This is a genomic window from Streptomyces sp. NBC_00597 (assembly GCF_041431095.1).
Taxonomy (GTDB): domain Bacteria; phylum Actinomycetota; class Actinomycetes; order Streptomycetales; family Streptomycetaceae; genus Streptomyces.
This window is the reverse complement of sequence record NZ_CP107758.1, coordinates 90,036-115,587: the sequence shown is the minus strand read 5'-3', so window position 1 is coordinate 115,587 and position 25,552 is coordinate 90,036. Positions and strand designations below refer to the sequence as shown.

The 25,552-nt window shown below is 72.0% G+C and carries 24 protein-coding genes; 10 read left to right on the top strand and 14 right to left on the bottom strand.

The window, feature by feature from the left end:
* Nucleotides 1-156: 156 nt before the first annotated feature.
* The gene (locus OG974_RS30525; RefSeq protein WP_328765474.1) at nucleotides 157-792 is read right to left on the bottom strand and encodes a ScbR family autoregulator-binding transcription factor; all 636 of its coding nucleotides are present in this window, start codon (nucleotides 790-792) and stop codon (nucleotides 157-159) included.
* A gap of 473 nt (nucleotides 793-1,265) precedes the next feature.
* Between OG974_RS30525 and OG974_RS30520 the strand changes: the two genes are divergently transcribed.
* A complete protein-coding gene (locus OG974_RS30520; protein WP_327286122.1) occupies nucleotides 1,266-2,264 on the top strand; it encodes a ScbA/BarX family gamma-butyrolactone biosynthesis protein in 999 nt (332 codons plus the stop codon).
* Between the two features lie 51 nt (nucleotides 2,265-2,315).
* On the opposite strand, the gene OG974_RS30515 is transcribed toward OG974_RS30520, so the two are convergent.
* Nucleotides 2,316-3,158 (bottom strand): NAD(P)H-binding protein, encoded by an 843-nt coding sequence (locus OG974_RS30515; RefSeq protein ID WP_328765473.1) that lies wholly within the window; start codon nucleotides 3,156-3,158, stop codon nucleotides 2,316-2,318.
* 123 nt (nucleotides 3,159-3,281) lie between these two features.
* Between OG974_RS30515 and OG974_RS30510 the strand changes: the two genes are divergently transcribed.
* Nucleotides 3,282-3,953 (top strand): ScbR family autoregulator-binding transcription factor, encoded by a 672-nt coding sequence (locus OG974_RS30510; RefSeq protein ID WP_327286120.1) that lies wholly within the window; start codon nucleotides 3,282-3,284, stop codon nucleotides 3,951-3,953.
* Nucleotides 3,954-4,045: 92 nt separating this feature from the next.
* On the opposite strand, the gene OG974_RS30505 is transcribed toward OG974_RS30510, so the two are convergent.
* The 6 genes from OG974_RS30505 to gdhA all read right to left on the bottom strand — a co-directional run bounded on the left by OG974_RS30505 (nucleotide 4,046) and on the right by gdhA (nucleotide 12,408).
* Complete coding sequence (locus OG974_RS30505; protein WP_331735022.1) at nucleotides 4,046-5,536, bottom strand: FAD-dependent monooxygenase; 1,491 nt, start codon at nucleotides 5,534-5,536, stop codon at nucleotides 4,046-4,048.
* Between the two features lie 252 nt (nucleotides 5,537-5,788).
* Nucleotides 5,789-6,178, bottom strand: a complete 390-nt coding sequence (locus tag OG974_RS30500; protein WP_327286118.1) for a DUF6009 family protein — start codon at nucleotides 6,176-6,178, stop codon at nucleotides 5,789-5,791.
* The gene (locus tag OG974_RS30495) at nucleotides 6,175-7,725 is read right to left on the bottom strand and encodes a phage/plasmid primase, P4 family (protein ID WP_328765590.1); all 1,551 of its coding nucleotides are present in this window, start codon (nucleotides 7,723-7,725) and stop codon (nucleotides 6,175-6,177) included. Before OG974_RS30495 ends, OG974_RS30500 begins: the two co-directional genes overlap by 4 nt.
* A gap of 17 nt (nucleotides 7,726-7,742) precedes the next feature.
* On the bottom strand, nucleotides 7,743-8,831 hold the full coding sequence (locus OG974_RS30490; RefSeq protein ID WP_327286117.1) for a bifunctional DNA primase/polymerase: 1,089 nt from the start codon (nucleotides 8,829-8,831) through the stop codon (nucleotides 7,743-7,745).
* A 669-nt stretch (nucleotides 8,832-9,500) separates the two neighbouring features.
* On the bottom strand, nucleotides 9,501-10,880 hold the full coding sequence (locus tag OG974_RS30485) for an AMP-binding protein (RefSeq protein WP_329316653.1): 1,380 nt from the start codon (nucleotides 10,878-10,880) through the stop codon (nucleotides 9,501-9,503).
* Between the two features lie 124 nt (nucleotides 10,881-11,004).
* Nucleotides 11,005-12,408 carry an NADP-specific glutamate dehydrogenase gene (gene gdhA, locus OG974_RS30480; RefSeq protein WP_331735017.1) on the bottom strand — a complete coding sequence of 468 codons (1,404 nt, stop codon included), beginning with the start codon at nucleotides 12,406-12,408 and terminating at the stop codon, nucleotides 11,005-11,007.
* A 205-nt stretch (nucleotides 12,409-12,613) separates the two neighbouring features.
* Here gdhA and OG974_RS30475 point away from each other — a divergent pair, with 205 nt between their 5' ends.
* The gene (locus OG974_RS30475) at nucleotides 12,614-13,108 is read left to right on the top strand and encodes an anthrone oxygenase family protein (protein WP_331729717.1); all 495 of its coding nucleotides are present in this window, start codon (nucleotides 12,614-12,616) and stop codon (nucleotides 13,106-13,108) included.
* Between the two features lie 12 nt (nucleotides 13,109-13,120).
* On the opposite strand, the gene OG974_RS30470 is transcribed toward OG974_RS30475, so the two are convergent.
* Nucleotides 13,121-13,648, bottom strand: coding sequence for an anthrone oxygenase family protein (locus OG974_RS30470; protein WP_327286113.1), 528 nt, complete (start codon nucleotides 13,646-13,648; stop codon nucleotides 13,121-13,123).
* A 102-nt stretch (nucleotides 13,649-13,750) separates the two neighbouring features.
* Between OG974_RS30470 and OG974_RS30465 the strand changes: the two genes are divergently transcribed.
* On the top strand, nucleotides 13,751-14,230 hold the full coding sequence (locus OG974_RS30465) for a GNAT family N-acetyltransferase (protein WP_328765467.1): 480 nt from the start codon (nucleotides 13,751-13,753) through the stop codon (nucleotides 14,228-14,230).
* Here the strand turns inward: OG974_RS30465 and OG974_RS30460 are convergent.
* From OG974_RS30460 to OG974_RS30450, 3 genes are all read right to left on the bottom strand, one after another.
* Entirely contained in the window at nucleotides 14,227-15,231 is a 1,005-nt protein-coding gene (locus tag OG974_RS30460; protein ID WP_327286111.1) for an AraC family transcriptional regulator, read from the bottom strand. The genes OG974_RS30465 and OG974_RS30460 overlap by 4 nt on opposite strands.
* A gap of 40 nt (nucleotides 15,232-15,271) precedes the next feature.
* On the bottom strand, nucleotides 15,272-16,102 hold the full coding sequence (locus tag OG974_RS30455; protein ID WP_331735015.1) for an NAD(P)H-binding protein: 831 nt from the start codon (nucleotides 16,100-16,102) through the stop codon (nucleotides 15,272-15,274).
* An 87-nt stretch (nucleotides 16,103-16,189) separates the two neighbouring features.
* The gene (locus tag OG974_RS30450; RefSeq protein WP_327286109.1) at nucleotides 16,190-16,405 is read right to left on the bottom strand and encodes a DUF4287 domain-containing protein; all 216 of its coding nucleotides are present in this window, start codon (nucleotides 16,403-16,405) and stop codon (nucleotides 16,190-16,192) included.
* Between the two features lie 115 nt (nucleotides 16,406-16,520).
* Here OG974_RS30450 and OG974_RS30445 point away from each other — a divergent pair, with 115 nt between their 5' ends.
* Entirely contained in the window at nucleotides 16,521-17,399 is an 879-nt protein-coding gene (locus OG974_RS30445; protein WP_331735012.1) for an alpha/beta hydrolase, read from the top strand.
* Nucleotides 17,396-17,950 carry a flavoprotein gene (locus OG974_RS30440; protein ID WP_327286107.1) on the top strand — a complete coding sequence of 185 codons (555 nt, stop codon included), beginning with the start codon at nucleotides 17,396-17,398 and terminating at the stop codon, nucleotides 17,948-17,950. The genes OG974_RS30445 and OG974_RS30440 overlap by 4 nt, the downstream gene beginning before the upstream one ends.
* Before the next feature lie 18 nt (nucleotides 17,951-17,968).
* On the opposite strand, the gene OG974_RS30435 is transcribed toward OG974_RS30440, so the two are convergent.
* Together OG974_RS30435 and OG974_RS30430 are read right to left on the bottom strand one after the other, a co-directional pair.
* Nucleotides 17,969-18,475, bottom strand: a complete 507-nt coding sequence (locus OG974_RS30435) for a DinB family protein (RefSeq protein WP_327286106.1) — start codon at nucleotides 18,473-18,475, stop codon at nucleotides 17,969-17,971.
* Nucleotides 18,476-18,517: 42 nt separating this feature from the next.
* Entirely contained in the window at nucleotides 18,518-19,699 is a 1,182-nt protein-coding gene (locus tag OG974_RS30430; protein ID WP_327286105.1) for an epoxide hydrolase family protein, read from the bottom strand.
* Nucleotides 19,700-20,023: 324 nt separating this feature from the next.
* On the opposite strand from OG974_RS30430, the gene OG974_RS30425 reads away from it, so the two are divergent.
* From OG974_RS30425 to OG974_RS30410, 4 genes are all read left to right on the top strand, one after another.
* Nucleotides 20,024-20,698 carry a ScbR family autoregulator-binding transcription factor gene (locus tag OG974_RS30425; RefSeq protein ID WP_327286104.1) on the top strand — a complete coding sequence of 225 codons (675 nt, stop codon included), beginning with the start codon at nucleotides 20,024-20,026 and terminating at the stop codon, nucleotides 20,696-20,698.
* A gap of 179 nt (nucleotides 20,699-20,877) precedes the next feature.
* Entirely contained in the window at nucleotides 20,878-22,158 is a 1,281-nt protein-coding gene (locus OG974_RS30420) for a ParA family protein (RefSeq protein WP_327286103.1), read from the top strand.
* Nucleotides 22,155-23,120, top strand: coding sequence for a ParB/RepB/Spo0J family partition protein (locus OG974_RS30415; RefSeq protein ID WP_331735006.1), 966 nt, complete (start codon nucleotides 22,155-22,157; stop codon nucleotides 23,118-23,120). Before OG974_RS30420 ends, OG974_RS30415 begins: the two co-directional genes overlap by 4 nt.
* Before the next feature lie 111 nt (nucleotides 23,121-23,231).
* Nucleotides 23,232-25,547 (top strand): helix-turn-helix transcriptional regulator, encoded by a 2,316-nt coding sequence (locus tag OG974_RS30410; protein WP_331735003.1) that lies wholly within the window; start codon nucleotides 23,232-23,234, stop codon nucleotides 25,545-25,547.
* Nucleotides 25,548-25,552: the final 5 nt, after the last annotated feature.

Sequence of the window (25,552 nt, the reverse complement as noted above, 5' to 3'; positions counted from 1 at the left end):
ACCCCGCTCTGCAGCCCCTCTAGAACGGCCCTAGATTAGGCAAAACAAACCGCAAAGTCTGCGTACGAAGTGGGTGAACGAAGTGGGTGAACACAGAAGTGCCCCGGTTCCTCCGCGCACGCGCGCGGAGGAACCGGGGCACCGTCCCGGCCATCCTCAGGAGACCCGGGTTCCGGCGGCCTCGAAGCCGCCGAGCCGGTCCGCCGGCACGAGCGTCGGCAGCAGCAGCCGCCAGAAGCGGGTCACCGTCGCCGCCGACAACCACACCCCGTCCCGGACGCCGAGCACCTCGAACCCCACGGTCGCCGCCACCACGGCGGTCACCACGTCCCCAGCCGCCGCCTCGGGGCGCAACTCGCCTTCCGCCTCCGCCCTTTGCAGCGTCTCCTCGACCCAGCCGCGCCAGCGCTCGCGCAGATCGCCCCGGCGCGGCCGGGGCAGCTCGCCGCTCAGCGCGAAGCCGGCCCGCAGCACCGGGTCGGTGCGCAGGGCCCCGGCGAGCCGGTGGGTGACGTCCACGAGGAGCTGTACGCGACTGGCCCCGGCCGGGAGCGCGTCACCGGCGAGGGCGAGCAGCCGGACCAGCGCCGCTTCCTCGACGGCGTTCGCCAGCGCGGCCTTGCTGGGGAAATGGAAGTGCAGCGCCCCGTTGCTCACCCCGGCCAGCGAACTGATCGCGGTGAGCGAGGCCGCCGAGAACCCGTCCCGGTCGAAGGTCTCGGCTGCGGACCGGATCAGGGTTTCGCGCGTGCGCGCTGCGCGCTCCTGTTTGACCATCGACTGCTCCGTCATCGCGAGGGGTTGCCACGCCCGCGGAGGGCAGGCCGGCGGGTGCTTGCTGCGGAGCTCCGGTGGCGGCCGCTTCGTGACTGCCACGCGATTCCTGACTACCACGTGCTCCAGCTCTCACTGTAACAAACCGTCTGTGCGGTTTTTGATGCAGAGCCTCATATGCCTCCGAGGCGGCCGAAAGGGCGGGCCGGGCCATCGAAGACATTCGGACACCGTTGATCACCGCACTTGAGGATCGCTCCGGCGGCACTCGACTCGCCCGGGGGTTCCGCCGGCCACGGGGGCTGCGGCTAGAGTGGGGCAGAGGCTAGAAGAACCGCTCCGACCAGCGGAAACGTGTTATTCGGAAGGAAATCATCCGCCGTTTGCCCCAGCGGATCGTCGGATACCGCTAGAAATTAAACCGGTTGGTATGTATCTTTCCCGGCCAGAGGCACACACGCCCTTCTCGCCAGCGGAGCCCAGGGGGAGCAATGTCTGCGAGCACGTTTCAAGTTGAACGCACCGGGTTCGACGGGGAAATGGCGAGACGGGCCACCCGGGTTGCGACGAGACCCGGGGTCCCCTCCACGTGGACCACGACGGTCCCCAAGGAATTAGTGCACCGGGCCGCCGTCGCCGAGGTCATGCTCACCGACTGGGAGCGCCAGGACGACACCCACTTCACGGTGACCGCCCAGTGGCCCCGCGGCCACAGCTTCTTCACCCCGGTCCACGGCACCCATCACGACCCGCTCATGGCCGTCGAGACCTTCCGCCAGGTCGGCGCCCTGCTCGGCCACGCGGAGTTCGGCGTCCCCTTCGGACACCAGTTCCTGATGAAGGACCTGTCCATCGCCGTGGAGCACGAGCAGCTCGAAATGGGCGGCGCGCCCGCCTCGATCGACATCGAGGTCACCTGCACCGACGTCAAACGCCGTGGCGGCCGCCTCGCGGGCCTGCGCTACGAGGCCGTGCTCCGCCGGGACGGCCGGCCGGCCGCGACCGCGGCCGCCTCCTACACCTGCATCGCGCCGGCGGTCTACCAACGGCTGCGCGGAGACCGCCCCCTGAGCGGTGCGCAGCGCCAGCTGCCGCTCACCGCGCCGACGGCCCCGCAGAGCGTCGGACGCATATCCCCCATGGACGTCGTCCTCTCCCCGACGGACCAGCCGGACCGCTGGTTCCTGCGGGCGGACACGCGCCACCCCGTGCTCTTCGACCACCCCGTCGACCACATCCCGGGCATGGTGCTGCTGGAGGCCGCCCGACAGGCCACTTCCGCCCTGCTGGACCGATTCGCCTTCCTCCCCCTCGGCATGGACAGCACCTTCGACCTGTACGCCGAACTGGACGCGCCCTGCGTCATCGAGGCGCACGAGCTCCCCGCGGGAACGGTCCCCGAGAACCGCAAGGCCGTCCGGGTCACCGGTCACCAGAACGGCAGCCGCGTGTTCAGCTCCATCGTGACCGCGGCGTCGTACGACCTCTGACCGGCCGCGGCGGCCCCGGCCGACATCCGCTCGAACAGGGCCGTCACACACTCACACGAAGGCGCTCAGGTGATCCCTCGCCCATGCGTGGAAAGAGCCCGCGGGCCGACCGAGCAGCGCGGGCACCGTCCGGTCCACCCGGGCCTTCGCACCCGCGCGCTGCCGCTCCGCGCTGTCCAGCAGCGCCTCGGCGAGCTCGTGCGGATAGCGGGCCCGCAGCGCCGTACGCGCCTGCTCCGGTTCCAGTTCCTCGAAGCGCAGCTGGCGGCCCAGCAGTTGCCCGAGCACGGCGGTCTGCTCGGCCGCGGTGATCGCCTCCGGCCCGGTCAGCGTGTAGGCCCGGCCCGCGTGCCCCTCCCCCGTGAGGGCCCGTACCGCCACGTCCGCGATGTCACGCGGATCGACGCAGGCGTTGCCCGAGGACCCGCACAGGGCCCGCACCACGCCGTCCGTGCGCAAGGAGGCCGCCCAGGACAGGGTGTTGGACATGAACGAGCGCGGGCGCAGCAGCGTCCATTCCATCCCCGAGCAGCGCAGGAGCTCCTCGTTGCGCCTCTGCCAGCGGGTGATCAGGTCGTCGGCCCGGGGATCCTCGACAGCGGCGGCGGAGAGCTTCACGACGTGCCGTACGCCGGCCGACCGCGCGGTCTGGACGAAGGCCGCGTCCTCGTCCCCTCCAACCTCCGTGGTCACCAGAAAGGCCGTGCGGACACCGCGCAGGGCCCCCGCGAGCGACTGCGGATCCCGGTAGTCGCCGTACACGGCCTCGGCCGTGGCGAATGCCTCCACAAGTCGTTCCGGTTTCCTACACATGACGCGAACGCCCAGGTCAGCGGGGATGCGACGGGCGACTTCCCGGCCGACCGTCCCCGTGGCACCGGTGACAAGAATCATGACCTTCCCTCTCTGACCTGACATTTTTCTTCCGCCACGACAGCCGATGACCGTCACCCGCTGTAAGATACGAACTGGGCGGTTTTTTACTGACCCCGCAACCAGAGGAGAGGAGGAGGCAGCGTGGCTGAGCAAGTCCGGGCCATCCGCACACGGCAGGCGATCCTTTCGGCAGCGGCCAAGATCTTCGAGGAACACGGCTACCAAGCCGCCACCATCTCCCAGATCCTCAGCGAAGCCGGTGTGACCAAGGGAGCCCTGTACTTCCACTTCCAGTCGAAGGACGACCTGGCGCAGGGCGTACTCGCCGAGCAGGACCAGCGGATCATGGTCCCCGAGCGGGCGTCCAAGGTGCAGGAGATCGTGGACATGGTGATGCTCCACGCCTACCGCCTGCAGACGGACCCCATGGTGCGCGCCGGCGTCCGACTGACCATGGACCAGCTGGCCCAGGGCCTCGACCGCAGCGGCCCCTTCCTGCGCTGGGCCGAAGTCACCACCATGACGCTCCGCAAGGCCCAGGAGCAGGGCGAGCTGCTGCCGCACGTGGCGCCGGCCGAGACCGCGGACGTCGTCGTGGGTACGTTCGCCGGCGTCCAGTCCATGTCGCAGGCCATCTGCGACTACCGCGACCTGGCGGGCAGGGCCTCCGCGCTGATGCGCCACCTGCTGCCCAGCATCGCCGTACCGTCCGTCCTCGCCTCCCTCGACCTCACCGAGGCCCGCGGGGCCGCGGTCTACGCCGAGGCCCGCAAGGCGGCGGACGAGCTGGAGCTGGCGGCCGCCGTCGGCTGAGCCGGAGCCCGCGTCGGCCGAGCCGGAGCCCGCGTCGGCCGAGCCGGGGGCGGGACCGGGGCGAAGTGCCCCCGGTCCCGCCCCCGGCTCCGTCACGGGCACCCCGCGCGGGCGCCCCCGGCGAAGTACAGCGACAGCGTGCCGGCCAGGTCGGCGCCGCCCGGCGTCCAGGCGATGTAGCCGTCGGGCCGCACCAGCACCGCCTCGTACGGCACTTCGGAAGTGGGCCGGGCCCGCACCACGCGCAGGATCCCCTCCCAGGCCCGCGCCTGTTCGCGGTGGCGGCCGCCCTTCTCCCCCAGGAGCAGCAGCAGCGGCCGGCCGTCCCGGAGCAGCCCGATCACATCGGTCTCGCCGGTCGGGGTGGTCAGCACGACATTGTGCAGAAACGTTCCTGCTCCCGGGCCGGGACTCCCGGTGTGTTCCGGAAGCACCGTGTCCTGCGCGCTGATCAGGCCGCTGAGGTGCCCCTGGGCGCCGTCCTGCGCCAACAGTCCGCTGAACACCCCGCGCAGGGCGTCGAGCTCGGGCCCCGGCCGCATCAGGGCGAGCTGGGCCCGCGTGTTCTCGATGACCCGCCGGGCGACCGGCCTGCGCTCCGCGTCGTAGGTGCCGAGCAGGTCCGGGCCCGCCTGCCCGCGCACCGCGAGGGCGAGCTTCCAGGCCAGGTTCAGGGCGTCCAGCACGCCGGTGCTCAGTCCCTGCCCGCCGATCGGGAAGTGCACGTGCGCCGCGTCCCCCACCAGGAACACCCGTCCCGCGCGGAAGGCGTGGGCCAGCCGGGTGAAGTCGCTGAACCTGCCGAGCCAGCGCGGCTCCTCCATCGCGATCTCGCGTCCGGCGATCCAGGACGTCTCCCGGCGCAGTTCCCCCAGGGTGGGCGGAGCGTGCCGGTCGGCGTGCGCCCCGGTGCAGTTGAGCGTGCGGATGTGCGTCCGGCCCTCCGGGTCCGCCTTGGCCACGATCCAGCCGCGCGGGGTCTGGTGCCAGCCCGCCGCCAGTGCGTCCGGCTCCTGCAGCGTGACGGCGCCCATCAGCGCGGAGACCGTCGCCGGATGGGTGTCGGAGCCGATGCCCGCCTGCTCGCGGACCGTGCTGCGCGCACCGTCCGCCCCCACCACGTACGCGACGGTGCAGGCGAGGGGCCCGTGCGGGCCCTCGGCCTCGATCCGCACCCCGTCCGGCTCTTGGACCAGCGCGGTCACCCGGTGCTCGCGCAGGATCCGCGCCCCCGCCGTACGGGCCCGCTCCTCGAACTGCCGCTCCAGCTGCGCCTGGGGGCATTTGAGGATCGGCTCCGGCTCGCTGTCGGGAGCGGTGATGAGCAGGCCGGGCAGTCCGGCGAAGTGGAAGGGGCTGCCCGCGCCGGTCCGGGTGGGCGCGCACGGGGCCGCCGGTCCCGGCAGATGCCCGCGGCGGGCCAGGCACTGCACGGCCCGGGCGTGCAGTGTGGTCGCCTTGGGCCGGTCGGACACCGAGGCCCGGTCTTCGAGGACCACCGTGTCGACCCCGTACGCGGCCAACTCGGCCGCCACCAGCATCCCGACGGGTCCCCCGCCGACCACCGCCACCTGCGCCCGCATACGACGTTCCCCCTGCACAGCGGTGCCTCCCCGTTGGCCGACTCCGTACTGGCGCAGAAATATACCGGGTGTCCCGTTTTTTTTCCATGCCCGTGCGATCAGGTTCGGGCCGCGGCGTCGCCGTGCCCTGGCGGGGGGCTTCGGAAGGAGCCCGGGGCCGGCCACGGCGAGGCTCCGGCAGGGGCGCGCCGGGGCTGCGCGGGGCGCTGCACCGGCGGCGTACGAGAAGCCACGGCGGGCGCTCCGGCAGGGCTACGGCAGGAGTCCGCGCACCGCCGAGGACATGGGGCCGCCCTCGGAACGCTCCGTCTTGTGCCCCTTGTTGCCCGGTGCCAGCGTCCGGGCGTCCACGGCCTCGGCCGGCGCCCCCGTCGCGTACAGCCCCTCGGGGGCGCTGTCCCGGTCGTGCGGGAGCAGCCAGAACACCCGCCGCCGGAAGGTGCCGGAGGAACGCGACGGCTTGGCCTTCGGCCCCAGTAGCGCGTACCCGACCATCCGCCCGTCGCGGTGGTACGCGGGCCGCCCGCGCCGGGTCGGCAGCCGGTCCAGGCTCTGGCGGACGTAGTCGAGCCGGCTGATGTCCTCCAGCCAGACGAGGTCCACCTCGTGGAGGATCTCGTCTTCTGCGATGAGGGCGCTCATGCTGTCTCCTCGTCCGCGAGCAGGCCGATGCCCGGGTAGTACTTGCGCTGGTTGGACAGGATCATTTCCTTCGGCGAGGCAAGTCCCACCGACTCGCGGACGCGTGCCGCGAAGGCCCGGGACGATATCGCCGGTGCCCCCTCATTCTGGCACCAGCCCCTGTAGGCCGCGTAGAGCTGCGCTTGCTCCGCCCGCAGATCGGCCTCCAGGCGACAGGTCTCGCCGATGAAGCGCCCGATGTGGTCCTCGGTCTCCGCGTACGCCGTGGTCGCGATGCGGACCCGCTCGGGGCCGGTGAGGTCCCGGTCGCCGCCGAGGTAGCGACGGGCCCCGTCGATCAGCCAGTTGAGGATGCCCGGACCCTCCTGGGTGACGAGGACGTCCGCCAGGTTGTCGATCTTGCGGTCGTCGGAGACGACCCGCTCGAACGGGATCAGCCGCATGCGCCGCCAGAACGCGAACCCGCCGGTGCCCACCTCGGGCCGGTGGTTGCCCAGCAGCCACATCTTGTGCGTCGGCTCGAAGCTGAAGAAGTCCTGCCGCATCCGGCGCGCCTTGATGCGGTCGCCGCCGGTGAGCAGTTTGACGCGGGCCTCGTCGAAGCGGTCGCCCGGTTTGACCTCGCTGCACACGATCACGCGGCGGCCGTGCAGTTCGGCGAGGTCGGTGGGGTGCCCCTCGTACGGCCGTGACATCAGGAACCCGGGGGGCGCGGCGTCCGCGTAGTCCCCCAGCAGCTTCATCAGGACGTCGAGGAGTACGGACTTGCCGTTCTTGCCGGAGCCGAACAGGAACGGCATGACCTGGGCGCCGACGTCTCCGGTGACGGAGTAGCCGAGCAGCAGCTGGAGGAAGCTGATCATCTCCGCGCCCTCCGGCCCCTCGCCGAAGGTGTCCGTCAGGAAGCGGTTCCAGCGCGGCGTGGGCATCGGCTGCGGCGCCGCCGAGGTGGAACGGGAGTGGAAGTCCTTCGTGGGCTCGGCGGGGCGGATGTGCCCGGTCCGCAGGTCCACGACGCCGGCGGGCGTGCACAGCGCGTACGGATCTGCGTCCAGGCGCGCCGCGTTGAGCACCATGCCCGGGGCGGACTTCGCCTGGGTGAGCATGGCGTTCATCCCGCTGGTGCTGAGGGTGCGGCGGCGGTGCTGCTGGAGCGCCGCAGGCGTGTACAGGCCCCGGGGGTCGGTGGTGGCGATGGACTCCGCGAGGTCGCCCGCGGACCACATCACGGTGTCGTCCTCGTCGATCTGCCAGCGCGTACCGTCCCAGCGGTACCAGCCGATCCCGGGAACGTGCCGGTAGTCGTTGCGGTACAGCTTGACGAACAGCTTGGCGTTGCCGCGGTCGGTGAGGGTGTCGGGCAGCAGCCCGTCCGCCGTCGCCTCGCCGTCGGCCGTCGCCAGGGCCGCCTGGGGGCCCTGTACGGCCGTCTCCCGGCCCGCGGAACGCGGGGAGGGCTCCAGGGACTCCTCGGAGGCGCGGGGCGCCGGAACGGGCTGCGCGAGGATCTGGGCTGCGACGGCCTGCACGTCGAAGCCGGCCAGCATGCTGTCGTTCTCCACGCTCACACGCGGCCTCGGAGGGCCAGCGGGCGTGCCAGGCCCGCGCTCAGTCCGCCGCGGATGATGGCGCGGCAGCGCCGCTCCTGCCCGGGGCGGGCCCGGCCTGCCGCCTCCTCCAGGGCCCGCAGGGCCTCGGTCTCGCTGACGTGGCCCGCGGCGACGAGTCCACCGGCGGTGTAGGCGGCGCGGTTCAACTTCTCGGAGAACGCGGCCCCTTCGGGTACGAGGGCGCAGTCGGCGACCTCGGCCAGCACTCCGGCGAGGACCCGGTCCGGGGCTCCGCGCCCCCCGCCGGCCGCGATGACGGCCTGCCGGGCCCGGGGCGGCACGGGACGGGGCCCGGGAACCTCCGCGGCGGGCAGGTGTCCGGTGCGCTCCAGTTCACGGGCGAGCCAGCCCGGCAGCGGCGCGGGCATCCGTACGGTTCCCAGGGGTCGGTAGACCCCGGCGGGGGTCACCGTCCCGGGAGCCACGATGTACCCGCCGTGGGCCCGTACGTCGACCTGCCAGGCGAGCGCCCGGCCGTTGCCCGATCCGGCGGAGCACTGCCAGCGCTGGCCGCCGCCGTTGCAGTACCACACGTGCAGGCCCCCGGACGGGGTCCGCACGCGCAGGGTCGTCTCGTCGTCCGCCGGGCTCGCCGCACCGCGTAAGGCGGCCAGCACGCCCACGGTGTGGAACCCGTTGGCCAGCCCGGTCAGGTCGACGGTGTCGGATATTGCAACGCCCGGCAGCAGCCGTTCGCGGCTGGGGAGTTCGCGCGCGTGCGCATCGATGTCGATCACGACGAGGCCCGCCGGACCGGTGGCGACGCCGACCCCGAGATCGGGACGGGCACCCCACCACTGGCGGATCCGCTCGGAGTCGAGCGTGGCGGCGTGGAACCCGTGGCACCAACGGCCCGCCCGCAGACACTGGCACGCCCCCCGGTCATGGCCCGGAGCGCGGCACACGTCGCAGTTGCCCACGGGCGTTTTGCGGCCCGGCGCAAGAGGGTGAACCGGCCACCCTTGGCGCGCGCACCACTCGGCAGTCGCCACAGGCTCCGACCGCCTTGGGTCGCTGCGCGAAACCCGCAGCTCAGCTGCCATTTACTTCCCCCGTAAGCGACTGAAGCGACTCAACGCCCAACAACAGATTAGCGAAACCACTGGGAGACGAGAGACATGAGAGCCAGAACAGATGTACGTGTCCACGAAGGGTCGCAGAAGGGTCGCAGCGACTGAGCGACTGAACGGGAGCGACTGAGCGACTCTTCGGTCGCTCGTTGAGTAGCTCACAGAACACCAGGTCACAGGCCTGCGCAAGCACAAACAGCGACTGAAGCGACTCAAGACCCCTATATATGACGCGCACACGCGCACACGCGCACGCACGCCAATGTCTCCATATACCCGGACCTTGAGTCGCTTCAGTCGCTGTTCCCCTTGAACGACCCCTCTGACCTGCTCTTTTCCTCCAGCGACCGAAGCGACCGAAGAGTCGCTCAGTCGCTGCCCTTCAGTCGCTGCGCCTCGCGACCCCCCTCAAGGCCCCCTGAACCCCGCCTCCACCGAGAACCGAGCAGCGACTGAACGCCCCACCGGGCAAATCCGGCCCCGCCGGCCGACCCCGGCCCCGCCGCCGTTCGAGGCGCGGGGGGTCCGGGGCAGTGCCCCGGGAAACGGAGGAGGGGCGGGGCGGGGAGAAGGCCCCGCGCAGCGGCCCCGGCCCCAGCCCCGGTCCGGGCGGGCACGGGAGCGCCCGGGTACGGGGCCGCGTCAGGCCCCGTACTGCTCCAGCAGGAGCTTCTTCTGCGGCTTGCCCATGGCGTTCCTCGGCACCGCCGGAACGAACCACACCTCCCGCGGCCGCTTGTGCACCGACAGGTTCGCCGCGACGAAGTCCGTGAGTTCGGCGCCCGTCACGCCCTCGGCGACGACGAACGCGACGATCCGCTGCCCCAGGTCCGCGTCCGGGACCCCCACCACCGCCGCCTCGCTGACCTTGGGGTGGTCCAGCAGCGCGTTCTCGATCTCGCCGGCGCCGATCCGGTATCCGCCGGACTTGATCATGTCGATGGAGGCCCGGCCCACGATGCGGTGGACCCCGTCCGCGGGATCGACGGCCGCGATGTCGCCCGTACGGAACCACCCGTCCTCGGTGTACGCGCCCGCCGTGGCCTCCGGCCGGCCCAGGTAGCCCGCGAACAACGTCGGTCCGGTCAGCTGGAGTTCCCCGATCTCGGCGCCCGGCTCGGCGGCGATCCGGGTCCGGATGCCGGTGAGCGGGGTCCCGACCGTCCCCGGCCGGACCTCGCCGCCCGCGCGGCCGCTGACCGTGATCAGCGTTTCCGTCATCCCGTACCGTTCCACGGGCCGCAGCCCGGTCAGCCGCTCCAGGTCCCGGAAGACGGGCGCGGGCAGCGCGGCGCTGCCCGAGACCAGCAGCCGGGCCCCGGACAGTGCGGCCGCGGCCGCAGGCTCGCGGGCGATGCGGGACCACACGGTCGGCACCCCGAAGTACAGGCTCCCGCCCGCCGCCGCGTACGCCTCGGGCGTGGGCCGTCCGGTGTGCACGAGGCGGCTGCCGGTGCGCAGGGCGCCGAGCACGCCGAGCACGAGCCCGTGCACGTGGAACAGCGGCAGGCCGTGCACCAGCGTGTCCTCGGCGCTCCACTGCCAGGCTTCGGCGAGCGCGTCGAGGTCGGCGGCGAGCGCCCCGGCGGTCAGCACCACGCCCTTGGGCGCGCCCGTGGTCCCGGAGGTGTACAGCACGAGCGCCGGGTCCTCGGGCCCCGCACCGGCGGTGCCCGCCGATGCCGCGGAACCGGAGTCCCGCCGGGCGAAGTCCACCTCCACGACCTGCGCCCCGGAGTCCTGCAGGATGTGCTCGCGCTCGGCGGGCCCGGCATCCGGCGGCAGCGGTACGAACGGCACCCCGGCCAGCAGCCCTCCGACCGCGGCGGCGACGGTCTCCAGGGAGGCCGTCGCGGTCATCGCGAAGGCCTTGGCCCCGGCCACGTCGGCGGCCACCGCTCGGGCCGCGCCCAGCAGGTCCTCGTAGGAGGCGGTCCGTCCCGCGACCTCGATCGCGTCCTTGCGGTCCCCGTACTCCCCGTCCAATGCCGTCAGCACGCTCGTGTCCCCCTCGGTGGTCATCCGGCCCGGTCGGCCCCAGGCTACGGCCCCCCGTCCCGCTCCCCCGGGGGCGCCACCGAGGCCCCGGAAGAGCCGTGCGGGGTCCGGGGCCGAAGCCCGGGACCCCGCACACCCGACCCGTGGGTTAGATGACGCCCTGCGCGAGCATCGCGTCGGCGACCCGCTCGAAGCCGGCGATGTTGGCGCCGGTCACGTAGTCGCCGGGAGCCCCGTACCGTTCGGCGGTCTCGTGCGCGACCTCGTGGATCGAGCGCATGATGCCGGCGAGCTCGTCCTCGACGCGCTCCGCGCTCCAGGCCACCCGGCCGGCGTTCTGGCTCATCTCCAGGGCGCTGACGGCGACTCCGCCCGCGTTGGCGGCCTTGCCGGGCCCGAACGCGACCCCGGCCTCCTGGAGGATGCGTACGGCCTCGGGAGTGGTCGGCATGTTGGCGCCCTCGGAGACCGCCTTGACGCCGTTGGCGATGAGCGTGCGGGCGTCCTGCGCATCGAGTTCGTTCTGCGTGGCGGAGGGGAAGGCCACGTCCGCGGGGACCTCCCAGACCCGGCCGCCGGGCACGTACCGGGCCGAGGACCCGCGCCGCGCCGCGTACTCGCTGACGCGCCCGCGCTCGACTTCCCTGATCTGCTTCAGCAGCGCGAGGTCGATGCCCTTGTCGTCGACGACGTATCCCTTGGAGTCGGAGCAGGTCAGCGGGTTCGCGCCGAGCTGCTGGAGCTTCTCGATGGTGTAGAGGGCGACGTTTCCGGAGCCGGAGACGACCGCGGTCAGGCCGTCGAGGGATTCGCCGCGCACGTGCAGCATCTCGGCGGCGAACAGGACGCTGCCGTAGCCGGTGGCTTGCGGGCGGATCGCGGAGCCGCCCCAGTTCTGCCCCTTGCCGGTCAGGACGCCGGCTTCCCAGCGGTTGGTGATGCGCCGGTACTGGCCGAACAGGAAGCCGATCTCGCGGCCACCGACGCCGATGTCCCCCGCGGGTACGTCGGTGTGCTCGCCGATGTGGCGGTGCAGCTCGGTCATGAAGGACTGGCAGAACCGCATGACTTCGGCGTCGGAGCGGCCGTGCGGGTCGAAGTCGCTGCCGCCCTTGCCGCCGCCGATCCCCAACCCCGTCAGGGCGTTCTTGAAGATCTGCTCGAAGCCCAGGAACTTCACCACGCCGATGTCGACGGACGGGTGGAAGCGCAGGCCGCCCTTGTACGGGCCGAGCGCGCTGTTGAACTCGACGCGGTAGCCGCGGTTGACCTGGACACGGCCCCGGTCGTCCTGCCACGGGACCCGGAACAGGATCTGCCGCTCCGGCTCGGTGAGCCGCTCCACCAACGCGACCGCCGGGTCCGCGTACTCCGGCCGGGCGGCGAAGACGGGGGCCAGGCTCTCCAGCACCTCCCGCACCGCCTGGTGGAACTCCGGCTGCGCGGGGTTGCGGCGCTCGATCTCGGCCCGCAGTGCTTCCAGCCTGTCCTTCGAGTCCTTCACGGATGTCCCTCCAGGGAGTGCGCGGTGCGTAGACGACGGCAGGTGCATGGTGCCTTCAGGTCCGCGAGTACCGGTCGCTTCCGAGCGGAGCGCACCTCGCACGCGCACTTTCGGAAAAGTTTTTCCGGATCGCGGCCCTTTTCGGAGGCTACCGTGCGCAGCACTGCTCTGGGCAAGGCTTCTGCCCTGCGGACAAAAATGTCCTCCCGTGGGGTAGGACCACGAGCAGACCACCACCAGAGGAGAAACGGACGTGGAGATCGCAAGACTCGTCTCACTCATCGCCGCGACGGTCACGACGGGCCTGATGGCGGGCCTGTTCTTCGCCTTCGACGTGTCGGTGATGCCGGCGCTGCGGCGCTCGGACGACCGGACGACGATCCAGGTGATGCAGCGCGTCAACGTCGCCATCATCAACGGCTGGTTCATGATCGGCTTCCTCGGCGCCCTGCTCTTCACGGGCCTCGCGCTGGCCCTGCACCTCACCTCGGGCGGGGGCGCCGCGGCGGTGCCGCTGATCGCTGCGCTCGTCGCGTACGTCCTCCAGCTCGGTGTCACCGGCAGGGTCAACATCCCGCTCAACAACGCCCTGGAGCAGGCCGGCCCCGTCGAGCGCATCGCCGATCCGGGCGCCGTCCGCCGGGCCTTCGAGTCGCGCTGGGTGCCGGCCAACCGCTGGCGGACGCTGCTGTGCACGATCGCCCTCGGCTGCCTGGCCTGGGCCCTCGTACTGAACGGCCGCCTCTGACGCGTTCGGGCGCTACCGCGCGGTGGCCCGCCCGTACAGCACCAGCGCCCGCGAGAGGGCCGTCAGGGCCGCCGTGCAGAGCAGCGTGCGGATGATGTTCGTGGTCACCCACGTCCCCTTGAACTTCTCCACGACGGAGAAGTCGGTCAGCTTCGCCGCCTCGCCCGCATTCGCGAGCTCGTTGTTCAGCGGGATGTTCACGGTGAAGGTGATCACCAGGACGACGAGGTACAGCGCGGCCGCCGCCCCCACCCACACCGCGACCCCGCGCCGACCCCTGCGGAACTCCACCACCGCCGAGGCGACTGCGGCGAGCAGGGCCACCACGAAGACGGTGCCGAACAGCCCGTTCCCGTCGATGACCGCGTTGATGTTCTGCATCGCGGTGACGTACGTCCGCTCGTCGCCCCGGGCCAGCCCCGGCATCACCGAGACGTCGAAGGCGAAGAACAGCCCCGCCATCAGACCCACGAGCACGGTCGAGACCATGAGCAGGACGGTCGCGATCCGGTCGCCGCCGCCAGCCGTGTTCTTCCGCATGGGACTCTCCTCTGGTCGTGTCGTGTCACCACGGTCCGGTCCGGATCCGATCCCGAAAATCCCGGTGCCCGAGCAGGTCGCACCCCCCGGTAGGGTGCGGCCATGAGCACCTCCGCCCTGCGCCTGGAGCCGGTCACCGCAGCCAACTTCGATGCGGTGTGCGCCGTACGGGTACGCCCCGACCAGGCCCGTCTCGTCTCCCCGGTGGTCAAGTCCCTCGCCGAGGCCTACGTCCACGGGGACACCGCCTGGCCGCGCGCCGTCGTCGACGGCGACGAGGTCGTCGGCTTCGTCATGGCCTTCGTCGACATCGCCTGGAACCCGGAGCGGGACCCCGCCGACATCCGCTCGGGCATCTGGCGCCTGAACGTCTGCGCCGACCACCAGTCCAAGGGCTACGGCCGCTTCGCGGTCCGGGCCCTCACCGCCGAGCTCCGCAGCCGCGGCACCGACCGCGTCTACGTCACTTGGGAGCCCGGCCCCGGCACCCCCGAGCCGTTCTACCTGGGCCTCGGCTTCCGCCTCACCGGCGAGGTCAGCGGCGGCCAGACCGTCGGCGTCCTGGACCTCCCGGCCGTCTAGGGGCCGTCCGGCAGGACCACCGTGCGCGAGGACCCCGGAGCCGCCGGACCGGCGGTCACGGCCGCGGCCCCCGTACGGAACTCCTGCGGGCTCACCCCGCGCACCCGCTTGAACGCCGTCGACAGCGCGAACGCCGAGCCGTAGCCCACCCGCCGGGCCACCGTCGCCACCGTGGCGTCCGGCTCGCGCAGCAGGTCGGCCGCCAGGGCCAGGCGCCACCCCGTCAGGTACGCCATCGGCGGCTCCCCGACCAGGTCCGTGAACCGCCGCGCCAGTGAGGCCCTGGAAACCCCGGCCTTGTGCGCGAGCTCCTCCACCGTCCAGCCGTGCGCCGGGTTCTCGTGCAGCAGCCGCAGCGCCCTGCCGACCACCGGATCGCCCTGCGCCCGGTACCAGCCCGGGGCCCCCGAGCCGGGGTCCGCGAGCCAGGTGCGCAGCACCCCGATCAGCAGCAGGTCCAACAGCCGGTCCAGGACGAGTTCCTGGCCCGGCTCGTCCCGGGAGATCTCCGAGCCGAGCAGCCCGATCAGCGTGGCGTCCGCGGCGGCCGCCGGCCGGACCAGGATCGTCGGCAGCGCGCCCAGCAGCCGGCGGCCGATCTCGCTCGGCGCCATGTAGGTACCGCTCAGCATCACCGCCGACCCGGCGTCCTGGTGCCCCGCGCCCCAGGTCCGCACGCCCAGCGCCATGGACTCGCTGACGTCCTCGCCCGCCTCCGTACTGCACCGTTGTTCGGGGTCCACCGTGATCTGCACCGGCGTCCCGGGCGCGTCCGCCACCGTGTACGGCTCGGGCCCCCGTACGACCGCCACGTCCCCGGGGCCGATCAGCACCGGCGTGCCCCCGTCGGGGAGCAGCCAGCCGGTCCCGTGCACCATCGTGACCACCGACAGCGGGGCCCGGTCCTCGATCCGCACCGCCCAGGGCGGGTTGAAGACGGACTTGAGGAGGAAAGCGCCCCGGGCGTTGGGGCCTTCGAGGAGTCCGGTCAGCGTGTCCACGGGGCCATCCTCTCCCGGCGTCCTGCCCCGGGGCAGGAGTTCAGACGTCCCAGACACCGGTGGCCGCCGCCTCGCGGGCGTAGTCGGCGAAGTCCCTGGGAGCCCGGCCGAGGGCCTCCTCCACCCCGTGCACGAGGTGGGCGTTGCGCCCGTCCAGGATCATCGTGAACAGGTCGGCGAACTCATGCGGCAGACCGTTCTCGCGGAGCACCGCGCGGTACTCCTCGTTGGAGACGGGCACGTACGCGATCGCGCGCCCGGTCGCCTTCGACAGTTCGGCGGCGGCGTCGGTGAAGCTGATCAGCCGCGGCCCGGACAGCTCGTACGTCCTGCCGATGTGCCGGTCGTCGGTCAGCGCGGCCACCACCACGTCGGCGATGTCGTCGGTGTCGACGAAGGCCTCCACGGCGTCCGCGGTCGGCAGGGCGATCTCCCCGGCCCGTACGGACTCCACGAAGAATCCCTCGTCGAAGTTCTGGGCGAACCAGCTGGACCTGACGACCGTCCAGTCCGCCCCGGACGCCTTCAGGCTCTCCTCGGCGCGCTGCGCGGCCTCCTCGCCCCGCCCGGACAGCAGGACCAGGCGGCGCGCACCGGCGGCGACGGCCGCCTCTGAGAACGCGCCGATCTGCTCGGCGGCCCCCGGGAAGGCCAGGTCGGGGTAGTAGGTCACGTACACCCGGTCGACGCCCTCCAGCGCCGGCTCCCAGGTGACGGGGGCGTTCCAGTCGAAGGCGGGGGCCCCGGTGCGCGAGCCGATGCGCACCGGGATGCCCAGGAGGTCGAGCTTCTGCGCGACGCGGCGGCCGGTCTTGCCGTTGCCCCCGATGACGAGGGGCCGTGCCTGCGATGCCTGCGGTGTCTGTGTCATGCCTCCAGTGAAGCCGGCACCGGCGAGACGGAACATCGCCGAAAAGCTCAACCGCATACGCGTGCGTCCACGCCGCGGTCGAGGCGCTCAGGCGCGGCCGGCGTCCTCGCCGAGGGTGTGCGCGACGAGGGCGTTGGCGTGGCCGTGGCCCATGCCGTGCTCCGTCTTGAGCCAGGAGACGAGCTCCATGTGCTTGGTGAGCGGCGAGGACCGGATCAGGTCCTTCCATTGCGCGACGGGGCGTCCGTACTTCTTCTCGATCGAAGGGAAGTAGCTGGCAGGGCCCTTCACCGGCTCGCTCATCTCTGCGGTGCTCCTGTCGGTCGGTACGTACGTCGTGTTCCGCTGTCAGAAGGTAGACGTGCTTCCCGACCGAAACTCATCGCCGATCACCGGAAAGATCTCGGATGATGTCCCGATGACCTGGACCGAACGCATCGTCACCAGTCCCCCGGACGGTATCCGCCTCTCCTGCCGGGACTGGGGCGGCACCGGCGTCCCCGTCGTCTTCCTGCACGGCCTGGCAGGTCACGCCGGCGAATGGGACGCAGCCGCCGAACACCTCTCCCCGCACCACCGCGTGGTGGCGGTGGACCAGCGCGGCCACGGCGCGAGCGAACGCCGCCCGGCGGACGTCTCCCGCGCGGCCCACGTCGCGGACGTCCTCGCCGTCACCACGCAACTCGGTCTGGACCCCGCGGTCCTCATCGGCCAGTCCCTCGGCGGGCACACCGCCCTGCTCACCGCGGCCGCCCACCCGGACCTGGTCCGCGCCCTCGTCCTGGTCGAAGCGGGCCCCGCTGCCGCCGACCCCGCCACCCCGAACCGGATCGGCGCCATGCTCGACTCCTGGCCGCTCCCGTTCCCCACGCTCGACGCAGCACGCGAGTTCCTCGGCAGCGAGGCCTGGGCGGCCGGCCTGGAGCAGCAGGCGGACGGCTGGTACCCCCGCTTCGAGCGGGACGTCATGGTCGCCGCCATCACGGAGAACACCACCCGCGCCTGGTGGCCCGAGTGGCAGCGGGTCGCCTGCCCGGTCCTGCTCGTGATCGGCGAGAAGGGGATCGTTCCGCCGGAGGAATCACAGCGCATGCTGACCCCGCCGGGCCCTTCCACGACGGCCGTCTCCGTACCGGGCGCCGCTCACGACGTCCACCTCGACAGCCCCGGGGCCTTCCACGCCGTCCTGACCCGTTTCCTCGACCGCGTCGGGATGAAACCCGGTCGCTCACATATGGCCGATCACGCAGCCTCAACTATGGTCGAGATCAAGCAATGTGATCACATGTCCGCATGACCCCCACGAGGACGCTCTACCTGCTCTGTTCTGCCGCCCCGCCCGTCTTCGACGTGGCCCATGTGATCGAGGACGCCCAGTCCCGCGGCTGGGACGTCTGTCTCGGCCTCACCCCGGCCGCCGCGCACTGGGTCGCCGGAAGCCTCGACGGCCTGGCCGCCCTGACCGGGCACCCCGTGCGCTGGCAGTACAAGCTTCCCGGCGAGCCCGACGTATGGCCTGCTGCCGACGCGCTGCTCTTCGCCCCGGCCACCTTCAACTCCCTCAACGCCTGGGCCCTCGGCCTCACCGACCGCTTCGCCGTCGGCGTCGCCGCCGAGGCGATCGGCAAGGGCACCCCCGTCGTCACCATGCCCTGCACGAACGCGGCGCTCGCCGCACACCCGCAGTTCGACCAGTCCCTGGCCACCCTGCGCGGTGCCGGCGTCACCGTCCTCTACGGCGACGACGGTTTCGTCCCCGGCCCTGCCGGCCCCGACGCCCCGCCCCACTTCCCGTGGCCGGTGGCCCTCACCGCCCTGGACGCCACGAGCACCACACCCAACCCATGAGGGCCGTACCAGGGCCGCCTACTCCCCCGTCACCCCGTCGATCGCCTCGCGCAACAGGTCCGCGTGCCCGTTGTGCCGGGCGTACTCCTCGATCATGTGGGCCAGGACGTAGTGCAGCGAGTACGCCTGGTCGCCGAAGTGCCCCTGCACGTCGAGCGACTCGGCGGCTTCGACGATCGCCCGGGACCGCGCGCAGGCCTCTTCCCAGATCCTGAACGACTCGGCCGGGTCCGCGTCGTCGACGTGGAACTCCGTCCACTGCCCGGCCTCGTTCTTCGGGAAGTAGCCGCGCACGTCCTCGCCGTTCAGGACGTTGCGGAACCAGCCGCGCTCGACCTCCGCCAGGTGCCGCACCAGCCCGATCAGGCTCAGCCCGGACGGCGCGACGGCCCTGCGCCGCAGCTGCTCGTCCGTCAGCCCGGCGCACTTCATCATCAGGGTGTCCCGCTGCCACTGCAGGATGCTGGTCAAGGTGGCGCGCTCGTCGCCCACCAGTACGGGCCGGGTCCGCTGCTCGTCGATCATCGGGCGATCATCACAGCCGTACGGCGACCCGTGCACGGCATTTCAGATGCCGGACCGCAGCTGCCGGAAGAAGGCCCGGACATCCCCGACCAGCAGCTCCGGCACCTCCATCGCCGGGAAGTGGCCGCCCCGGTCGAACGAGGTCCAGCGCACGATCGTGTCGGTGCGCGCGGCGACGTGCCGCAGCGGGATGAAGTTGTCCCGCGGGAAGTCGGCCAGTGCGGTCGGCGTGGCCGACACCTCGGGCGGCAGCCCGTAGTAGTCGGCGTGCGCGCGCTCGTAGTAGATCCGGGCAGCCGACCCGGCCGTCCCGGTCAGCCAGTACAGCATCACATTGGTCAGCATCTGGTCCCGGTCGATCGGGCACCCGGGGTCGCTCCACTCGGCGAACTTCTCCCCGATCCAGGCGAGCAGCCCGACCGGCGAGTCGTTCAGCCCGTACGCGAGGGTCTGCGGCCGGGTCGCCTGGATGTCGGCGTACCCCTGCCGCTCCCGCGACCAGACCCGGAACCTCTCCCACGAAGCCAGCGTCCGCTCCCGTTCGGCGGCACTCAGCCCGGCCAGCTCCTCGGCCCGCGGCTCCTCGGTCGCCCCTCCCCCGGGCAACAGGTTCAGGTGCACCCCCAGCACGTTCCCCGGCCGGCTCCTCCCGAGCTCCCGCGAAACGGCCGCGCCCCAGTCGCCGCCCTGCACCCCGTACGCCGCGTACCCGAGCCGCTCCATCAACACCCCGAAGGCCCGCGCGGTCCGCTTGAACTCCCAGCCGCTCTCCCGGGTCGGCCCGGACAGGCCGAAGCCCGGGATGTGCGGCAGCACCAGGTGAAAGGCATCGGCCGGATCCCCGCCGTGCGCCCGCGGGTCGGTCAGCGGCCCGGCCACCCGCTGGAACTCCACGAACGACCCGGGCCAGCCGTGGGTCATCAGCAGCGGGGTGGCACCGGCCTCGGGCGAGCGCAGGTGCGCGAAGTGCACCTGCGCCCCGTCGATGACGGTGGTGTACTGCGGCCACTCGTTCAACCGCGCTTCCGCCGCGCGCCAGTCGTAGCCGTCACGCCAGTACCGCACGAGCTCCCGCACCTCCCCGAGCGGCATCCCGTACGCCCGACCCACCCCCGGCAGCTCATCGGGCCACCGCACCCGGTCCAACCGCTCGGCCAGGTCCTTGAGCTCGTGCTCGGCCACATCAACCCGGAACGCCTGCGCCCAGTCCCCAAGATCACCCATGCCCGCATGCTAGGCCCGAGCCGTTAACGGCGTTAACGGCGTTAACGCCGAAGCCCCGGAGCGCCCGCCCGGACCGTTAACGGCGTTAACGCCCAGCACCCCAACATCCGGGCCCGACCCGGCCAGACCGTTAACGCCGTTAACGCCGGGCGCCGACCGGGGTCCCGTACAGGCCTTGGTCCTTCAGGATCCGCCGCCGAACCGTTAACGGCGTTAACGCCGTTAACGAAAAAGTACTTGTCGACTGGTTTTCTTTGCCGCCATCCGACTAGATTGACCCTTGAACCAACGACGAACACCAACCCCCCTCAGGAGAACCACCACATGGCAAGGGCCCGGCAGGAACGTGCCGAGATCACGCGGCAGGCGATCCTCGACGGCGCGGCAATCGCCTTCGACCGCTTCGGATTCGGCGGCGCCAGCCTCAGCGACGTGGTGAAGCACGCCGGGGTCACCAAGGGCGCCCTCTACTTCCACTTCCAGTCCAAGGAAGCCCTCGCCCGCACCCTGATGGACGAGCAGTTCCAGGTCTCCGCCGGCGTCCCCGCCATCGAGGAACCGGGCCTGCAGACGGTCATCGACCTGACGCACCAGATGGCGTACGGACTGCGCGCCAACGTCCGTGTCCGCGCCGGCATCCGCCTGGTCATCGAGTTCGGCTCCTTCACCAACCCGGACCCGACCCCTTACAACGCCTGGATCGACACCTGCCACGGCTGTCTGAAGCCGGCCCAGGAGCGCGGCGACGTCTTCCCCTTGCTCGACCTGTACGACCTCTCCACGCTCCTCGTCGGCTCCTTCACCGGAATCCAGGTCACCTCGCACGTCCGCACCGGCCGCGAGGACCTGCACACCCGGGTCATCGACCTCTGGAACTTCCTCCTCCCGGGCATCGTGCCCGCGGAACGCATCCCCCACTTCGACCCGGCCGGCTCGCCCGAGTGCCGGGCCGAACTCGGGCTGACCGCGCCGGACTCCCTGGCGGTCCCGGTCGGCTGACGACGTATCCAGGGCGGCCTCGCACACGCCGTGGTGAACCACGGGGGTGCTCGCTACGGCGTGTGCGAGGCCGCCCTGTCGCGTACCCGGGGCCTCCAGAACGCTTCCCAGGCCATTTCGTTAGCAAAACCCAAGCGTGGCGCTCACATCCGCCTCCGAACGTTAGTAAAGTCCCTCTCATGACTTCGCCCTCGTCCCAGAGCGACCGCGAGAAGGTCGTCTCCAAGCTCCCCCCGTGGCTCCGCCAGGAATTGAAGATCCGCACAGCCCAACTGCGGGTCGACATTCAGGACGCCGTCCACCAGGGCATCGCGCACTGGAGCGCCCTCGCTTCCGCCCCCTCCCCCGTCGACACCTCGGGCGCCGAATCGTTCTCCACCTGGCTGCCCGCGGGCCAGTGGGAGTCCTTCCGCGCCGGCTCCAAGGACCGCGGCGTCTCCCTCATCCAGGGTCTCGCCCAAGCGGTCCGCCTCTGGCTGGAGATGAACCCGGCGCCGACGGTCAGGCGGCCCTCCGTCGTACGCCGCATCGTCGTCTGCAACCAGAAGGGCGGCGTCGGCAAGACCGCCATCACCGCAGGCACCGCCGAGGCCCTCGCCGAGGACCCGGACAGCCTCCACCCGGTTCGCATCGCCCGCCAACTGGCCCGCCTCTCGGCGGCCGAGGACGGCAGGGAGACCGAGGAGGGCGGTCCGCACCACCACTCCGAGACGACCCCCCTCGACCTGGAGGACCTCCCCGGCCTCGGCATGCGGGTCCTGCTGGTCGACTTCGACCCCCAGGGCCACCTCACCAAGCAGCTCGGCCAGCAGCCGCTGCCCATCGGCGGCGACAGCCTCACCTGCCACATGGCCGGCGAGGCCAAGGGGCCCCTCGCCGACCTGATCGTCCCGATCCCGGACCAGCGCTTCGGCAACCGCCTCCACATCCTGCCCGCCTGCACGGACGCCTTCCTCCTCGACGTCCGCCTCTCCACCGTCCGCGCCCGCGAGGCCGCCCTCGAACGCGCCCTGTCCCCCGTCGAATCCGACTACGACGTCATCCTCATCGACTGCCCGCCGAGCCTCGGCCTGAGCATGGACGCCGCGATCTACTACGGGCGCCGCCGCGACACCGAGCAGCCGGGCGCTTCCGGCGCGCTGATCGTCGTACAGGCGGAGGACTCGTCGGCCGACGCGTACGACCTGCTCACCTCGCAGATCAACGACCTGCGGGACGACCTCAGCCTCGACATCGATTACCTCGGCCTCGTCGTCAACCTCTACGACGGCCGCCGCGGCTACATCGCGACCTCCTCGCTCCAGGCCTGGATGGACATAAAGGATCCGCGTGTCGTCGCCATCGTTCCCGACCTCAAGGAACAGCGCGAAGCCGTCCGCGTGAAGCAGCCGCTGTTCGTGTACTCGCCCAAGGGCGACCAGGCCGTCGCACTGCGCGCCCTCGCTAGGGAGATCTCATGAGCAAGGCCGACAAACTCGGAGTCTCCGCATCCTTCGCGCGGGCCCAGCCCGTCGGCGTCAGCTCCCGCCGCGCGGCCATCGCGGAAGCCACCGGGGCACCCACGTCCGGCGTGGCCCCGTCCGAGGTGCCCATCGAGGCGCTCGCGCACAACCCGTTCAACCTCCGCGAGGACCTCACCGAGCTCGACGAGCTGGCCCAGTCCCTCGTTTCCCGCGGCCAGCTCCAGCCCCTCGCAGTCGCCACCCGCATGGCCTTCATGGAAGCGCACCCGGGACAGACCGACGGCCTGGGCCGTGCCCCGTACGTGGTCATCGACGGCAACCGCCGTCTCGCGGCAGCTCAGCTGGCCGGGCTGAAGACCATGCACATCCACGTGAACGACGCCCTGTCCGCCTCCGCGGCCGACATCCTCGAATCGGCGCTGATCGCCAACGTCCACCGGGTGGACGTGGCCCCCATGGACCAGGCCCGCGCGCTCCAGGAGCTCGTCGAGGTCCACGGTTCCCAGGCCCAGGTCGCCAAGCGCCTGGGCAAGACGGGCGCCTGGGTCTCCCAGCGCCTGGCCCTCCTGAACCTCACCCCGAGCCTCCAGGAGAAGGTCGACACGGGTGAGCTCAAGGTCGAACCGGCCCGCCGGATCGGGCGCCTTCCCCAGGAGCACCAGGAGGCCGCTGCCGACGAGAGCCTGAACGCCGTCAATCCGCCGCGGCAGCGCACGCACACACCCCCGCCGACCGTTAACGCCGTTAACGCCCCCGCACCCGCCCCGGCACCGGCCCCCCGCCCCACGCCACCCCCGGCACCGGCACCGGCACCGGCACCGGCCGAACCGACCGCACCGGCCACACCCCGGATCACGATCGCGACGGACTCCCCGGAAACCATCGCGGACGCCCTGACGGCGCACCTCACCCCCGACGACCTCAAGGCCGTCACCGAGCTGCTGATGCTGCGGCTCTGAGGCACACCCCACGCCGGGGGCGTTAACGCCGTTAACGCCGGCCTGCGCCCCCACGTGCGTTTCATGTGCGTTCAACCGTGCGGTTCACCTAGGCTGCACTCGGAGGTACCGATGCCCGACGAACAAGAGAGCCTCTTCGCAGCGGTCGACGCGCTGCTTGAGGAAGCCGCCCAGGACCCGCTCCCGCACCCCGACGAGCGCAAGCGCCTGCGCGAGGCAGCAGGCCTGAGCCAGGACCAGATCGCCAAGGCCCTCTCCGTACGCCGCGAAACGGTCACGTCCTGGGAGACCGGCCGTACGGCCCCCCGCGCCCCGAAGCGCGCGGCCTACGCCCGCCTCCTGGAAGGCCTGGCCGCCCTCCACCCCGTTAACGCCGTTAACGCTCCCGCTCCAGAACAGCCCGCCACGACACCCCCCGCACCCCCGACCCTTAACGCCGTTAACGCCCCGACCCCGGCCCCGCCGGCACTCCCGTCGACCGCATCGACCGTTAACGCCGTTAACGCTCCCGCTCCGGAACAGCCCGCCACGGCACCCCCCGCACCCCCGACCGTTAACGCCGTTAACGCCCCGACCCCGGCCGCCACCCCGGAACCGGGTTCCGCCGACACCCCCGCCCGCGCCGTGGGCATCGCGCCCCGCACCCCGCCGGGGTCCGGGGCGAAGCCCCGGTTCAGGGAAGGGGCGGGTAGGGGATCAGCCCCGCAGGGCCCCACCCCGAAGCCCACCCGCACCCCCACCCCCCTGGAAGGGAACGGCCCCCTGCTCGTCCTGGACGGCACCGACAAGGCCTACGCCGCCTCCGGCCTCGTCCTCCCCCTCCCTCCCAAGGCCCACACCGACCTTCCCACCCTCATCGCCTGGGCCCTCGGCCCCGACGCCGATCTCCGCTCCCCCCGCCTCCACCGCAACGGCAAGGACGGCGACCCGCTCCTCGTCCTCACCGCCGCCGCCACCGAGGCCCTCGGCCTCCCCCCGGCCCTCGAAGACCGCCGGACCCTCCGCCTCCCGGACGACCACCCCACTCTCAAGCTGTTGTCCAAGGGCAAGTGGCAGCTCACCCGCCGCGGTTTCGGCCCCTGGCCCCGCATCTACCGCCCGGCCTCGCCCACCACCGGCCGCCAGTGCGTCCAGCTCGCGGTCCTCCCCTGGGGCGCCCTCGATGCCCGTGCCTGGGGCCAGGACACCGCCGGCCTCCCCGCCCCGGAACTCGCCGAGGTGCTCACCACGTACGCCACCCGCGTCCTGACCCCGCGCGGCTCCACTGCGGTGTCCGGCCTGGAGCTCATGACGGCCCTGCGCCCGCCCACCCGCGCGGCCCGCAACCCCGACACCCAGGTCTGGGAGTCCGCGCCCGTACCCGGCTCGCTGCTGCGGCCCGTCGACCCGGCCCCTCCGGAGGCCCCCGACGAGCACCCGGTCGTCGCCGCCCTCTTCCCGCGCTCCCACCAGCGCACTCCGGACGAGGTCCTCGACGAAGAGGCGTACGACTGGATCCGCGACCCCCAGCTCCTCACCGACGCCGAGTGCACCCGCACCCACGCCGTCGGCATCGACGTGAACATGGCGTTCGCCGCGGCGGCCAACCGGCTCCCCGTCGGCCTGGGCCCGGCCGTCCACGTCCAGGGCCCGCGCTTCGACCCGAAAACCCCCGGCTGCTGGCTGGCGGACCTCTCCGCCCTCGCCCTCGACCCGCGCCTCCCGAGCCCCTTCACCCCCACCGGCCGGCCGCCCGCCGGGCCCGCCTGGTACGCGACCCCGACCCTGGCCTACGCCCAGGAGCTCGGGCACCCCGTCCAGCCCACCGAGGCCTGGCTGCGCCCCGACAACGGCCCGTACCTCGACGCCTGGTACACCCGCCTGCGTGATGCGTACGTGGCCACCATGGCCGATCTCGGCGTCACCTCGGCGCTCCCCGAGCCCGAGTTCCTGGCGGCGATGGCCGAGCTCCAGGAGTGCCCGGACCCCGTCCTGAAGCCGGTCCTCTCGGCCATCAAGTCCACCGTCAAGGGCGGCATCGGCAAGCTCCGCGAACGCCCCCAGGGCGCCGCCTACCGCCCGGGCGAACCCTGGCCCGCCCTCGAACGCCCCACGTGGCGCCCCGACATCCGCGCCGCCGTCATCTCCACGGCCCGCGTCAACATGCACCGCAAGATGAACAAGCTCGCCACGGCCGCCGGCCTGTACCCCGTAGCCGTCCTCTCCGACTGCGCGGTGTACCTCTCCGACGGTCCGAGCCCGCTCGACTTCCTCCCCCGCACCCCCGAGGGCAAGCCGCTCCCCGGCGGCTTCCGTCTCGGCGTCAGCCCCGGCATGGTCAAGCACGAGGGCACCCAGTCCCTCCTGTGGGCCGTCGAGATGCTTGACCAGGGTCTCAACCCCGCCCGCCACATCAAGGGCCACGACGCGGCAGCCGACGGAGAGTAACCAGA

Bases quoted from the DNA above. Each gene is read 5' to 3' on its own strand.
- OG974_RS30525 (WP_328765474.1), bottom strand. From the start codon at position 792: ATGACGGAGCAGTCGATGGTCAAACAGGAGCGCGCAGCGCGCACGCGC.
- OG974_RS30520 (WP_327286122.1), top strand. From the start codon at position 1,266: ATGTCTGCGAGCACGTTTCAAGTTGAACGCACCGGGTTCGACGGGGAA.
- OG974_RS30515 (WP_328765473.1), bottom strand. From the start codon at position 3,158: ATGATTCTTGTCACCGGTGCCACGGGGACGGTCGGCCGGGAAGTCGCC.
- OG974_RS30505 (WP_331735022.1), bottom strand. From the start codon at position 5,536: ATGCGGGCGCAGGTGGCGGTGGTCGGCGGGGGACCCGTCGGGATGCTG.
- OG974_RS30500 (WP_327286118.1), bottom strand. From the start codon at position 6,178: ATGAGCGCCCTCATCGCAGAAGACGAGATCCTCCACGAGGTGGACCTC.
- OG974_RS30495 (WP_328765590.1), bottom strand. From the start codon at position 7,725: ATGCTGGCCGGCTTCGACGTGCAGGCCGTCGCAGCCCAGATCCTCGCG.
- OG974_RS30490 (WP_327286117.1), bottom strand. From the start codon at position 8,831: ATGGCAGCTGAGCTGCGGGTTTCGCGCAGCGACCCAAGGCGGTCGGAG.
- OG974_RS30485 (WP_329316653.1), bottom strand. From the start codon at position 10,880: ATGACCACCGAGGGGGACACGAGCGTGCTGACGGCATTGGACGGGGAG.
- gdhA (WP_331735017.1), bottom strand. From the start codon at position 12,408: ATGCACCTGCCGTCGTCTACGCACCGCGCACTCCCTGGAGGGACATCC.
- OG974_RS30470 (WP_327286113.1), bottom strand. From the start codon at position 13,648: ATGCGGAAGAACACGGCTGGCGGCGGCGACCGGATCGCGACCGTCCTG.
- OG974_RS30465 (WP_328765467.1), top strand. From the start codon at position 13,751: ATGAGCACCTCCGCCCTGCGCCTGGAGCCGGTCACCGCAGCCAACTTC.
- OG974_RS30455 (WP_331735015.1), bottom strand. From the start codon at position 16,102: ATGACACAGACACCGCAGGCATCGCAGGCACGGCCCCTCGTCATCGGG.
- OG974_RS30450 (WP_327286109.1), bottom strand. From the start codon at position 16,405: ATGAGCGAGCCGGTGAAGGGCCCTGCCAGCTACTTCCCTTCGATCGAG.
- OG974_RS30445 (WP_331735012.1), top strand. From the start codon at position 16,521: ATGACCTGGACCGAACGCATCGTCACCAGTCCCCCGGACGGTATCCGC.
- OG974_RS30440 (WP_327286107.1), top strand. From the start codon at position 17,396: ATGACCCCCACGAGGACGCTCTACCTGCTCTGTTCTGCCGCCCCGCCC.
- OG974_RS30435 (WP_327286106.1), bottom strand. From the start codon at position 18,475: ATGATCGACGAGCAGCGGACCCGGCCCGTACTGGTGGGCGACGAGCGC.
- OG974_RS30430 (WP_327286105.1), bottom strand. From the start codon at position 19,699: ATGGGTGATCTTGGGGACTGGGCGCAGGCGTTCCGGGTTGATGTGGCC.
- OG974_RS30425 (WP_327286104.1), top strand. From the start codon at position 20,024: ATGGCAAGGGCCCGGCAGGAACGTGCCGAGATCACGCGGCAGGCGATC.
- OG974_RS30420 (WP_327286103.1), top strand. From the start codon at position 20,878: ATGACTTCGCCCTCGTCCCAGAGCGACCGCGAGAAGGTCGTCTCCAAG.
- OG974_RS30415 (WP_331735006.1), top strand. From the start codon at position 22,155: ATGAGCAAGGCCGACAAACTCGGAGTCTCCGCATCCTTCGCGCGGGCC.
- OG974_RS30410 (WP_331735003.1), top strand. From the start codon at position 23,232: ATGCCCGACGAACAAGAGAGCCTCTTCGCAGCGGTCGACGCGCTGCTT.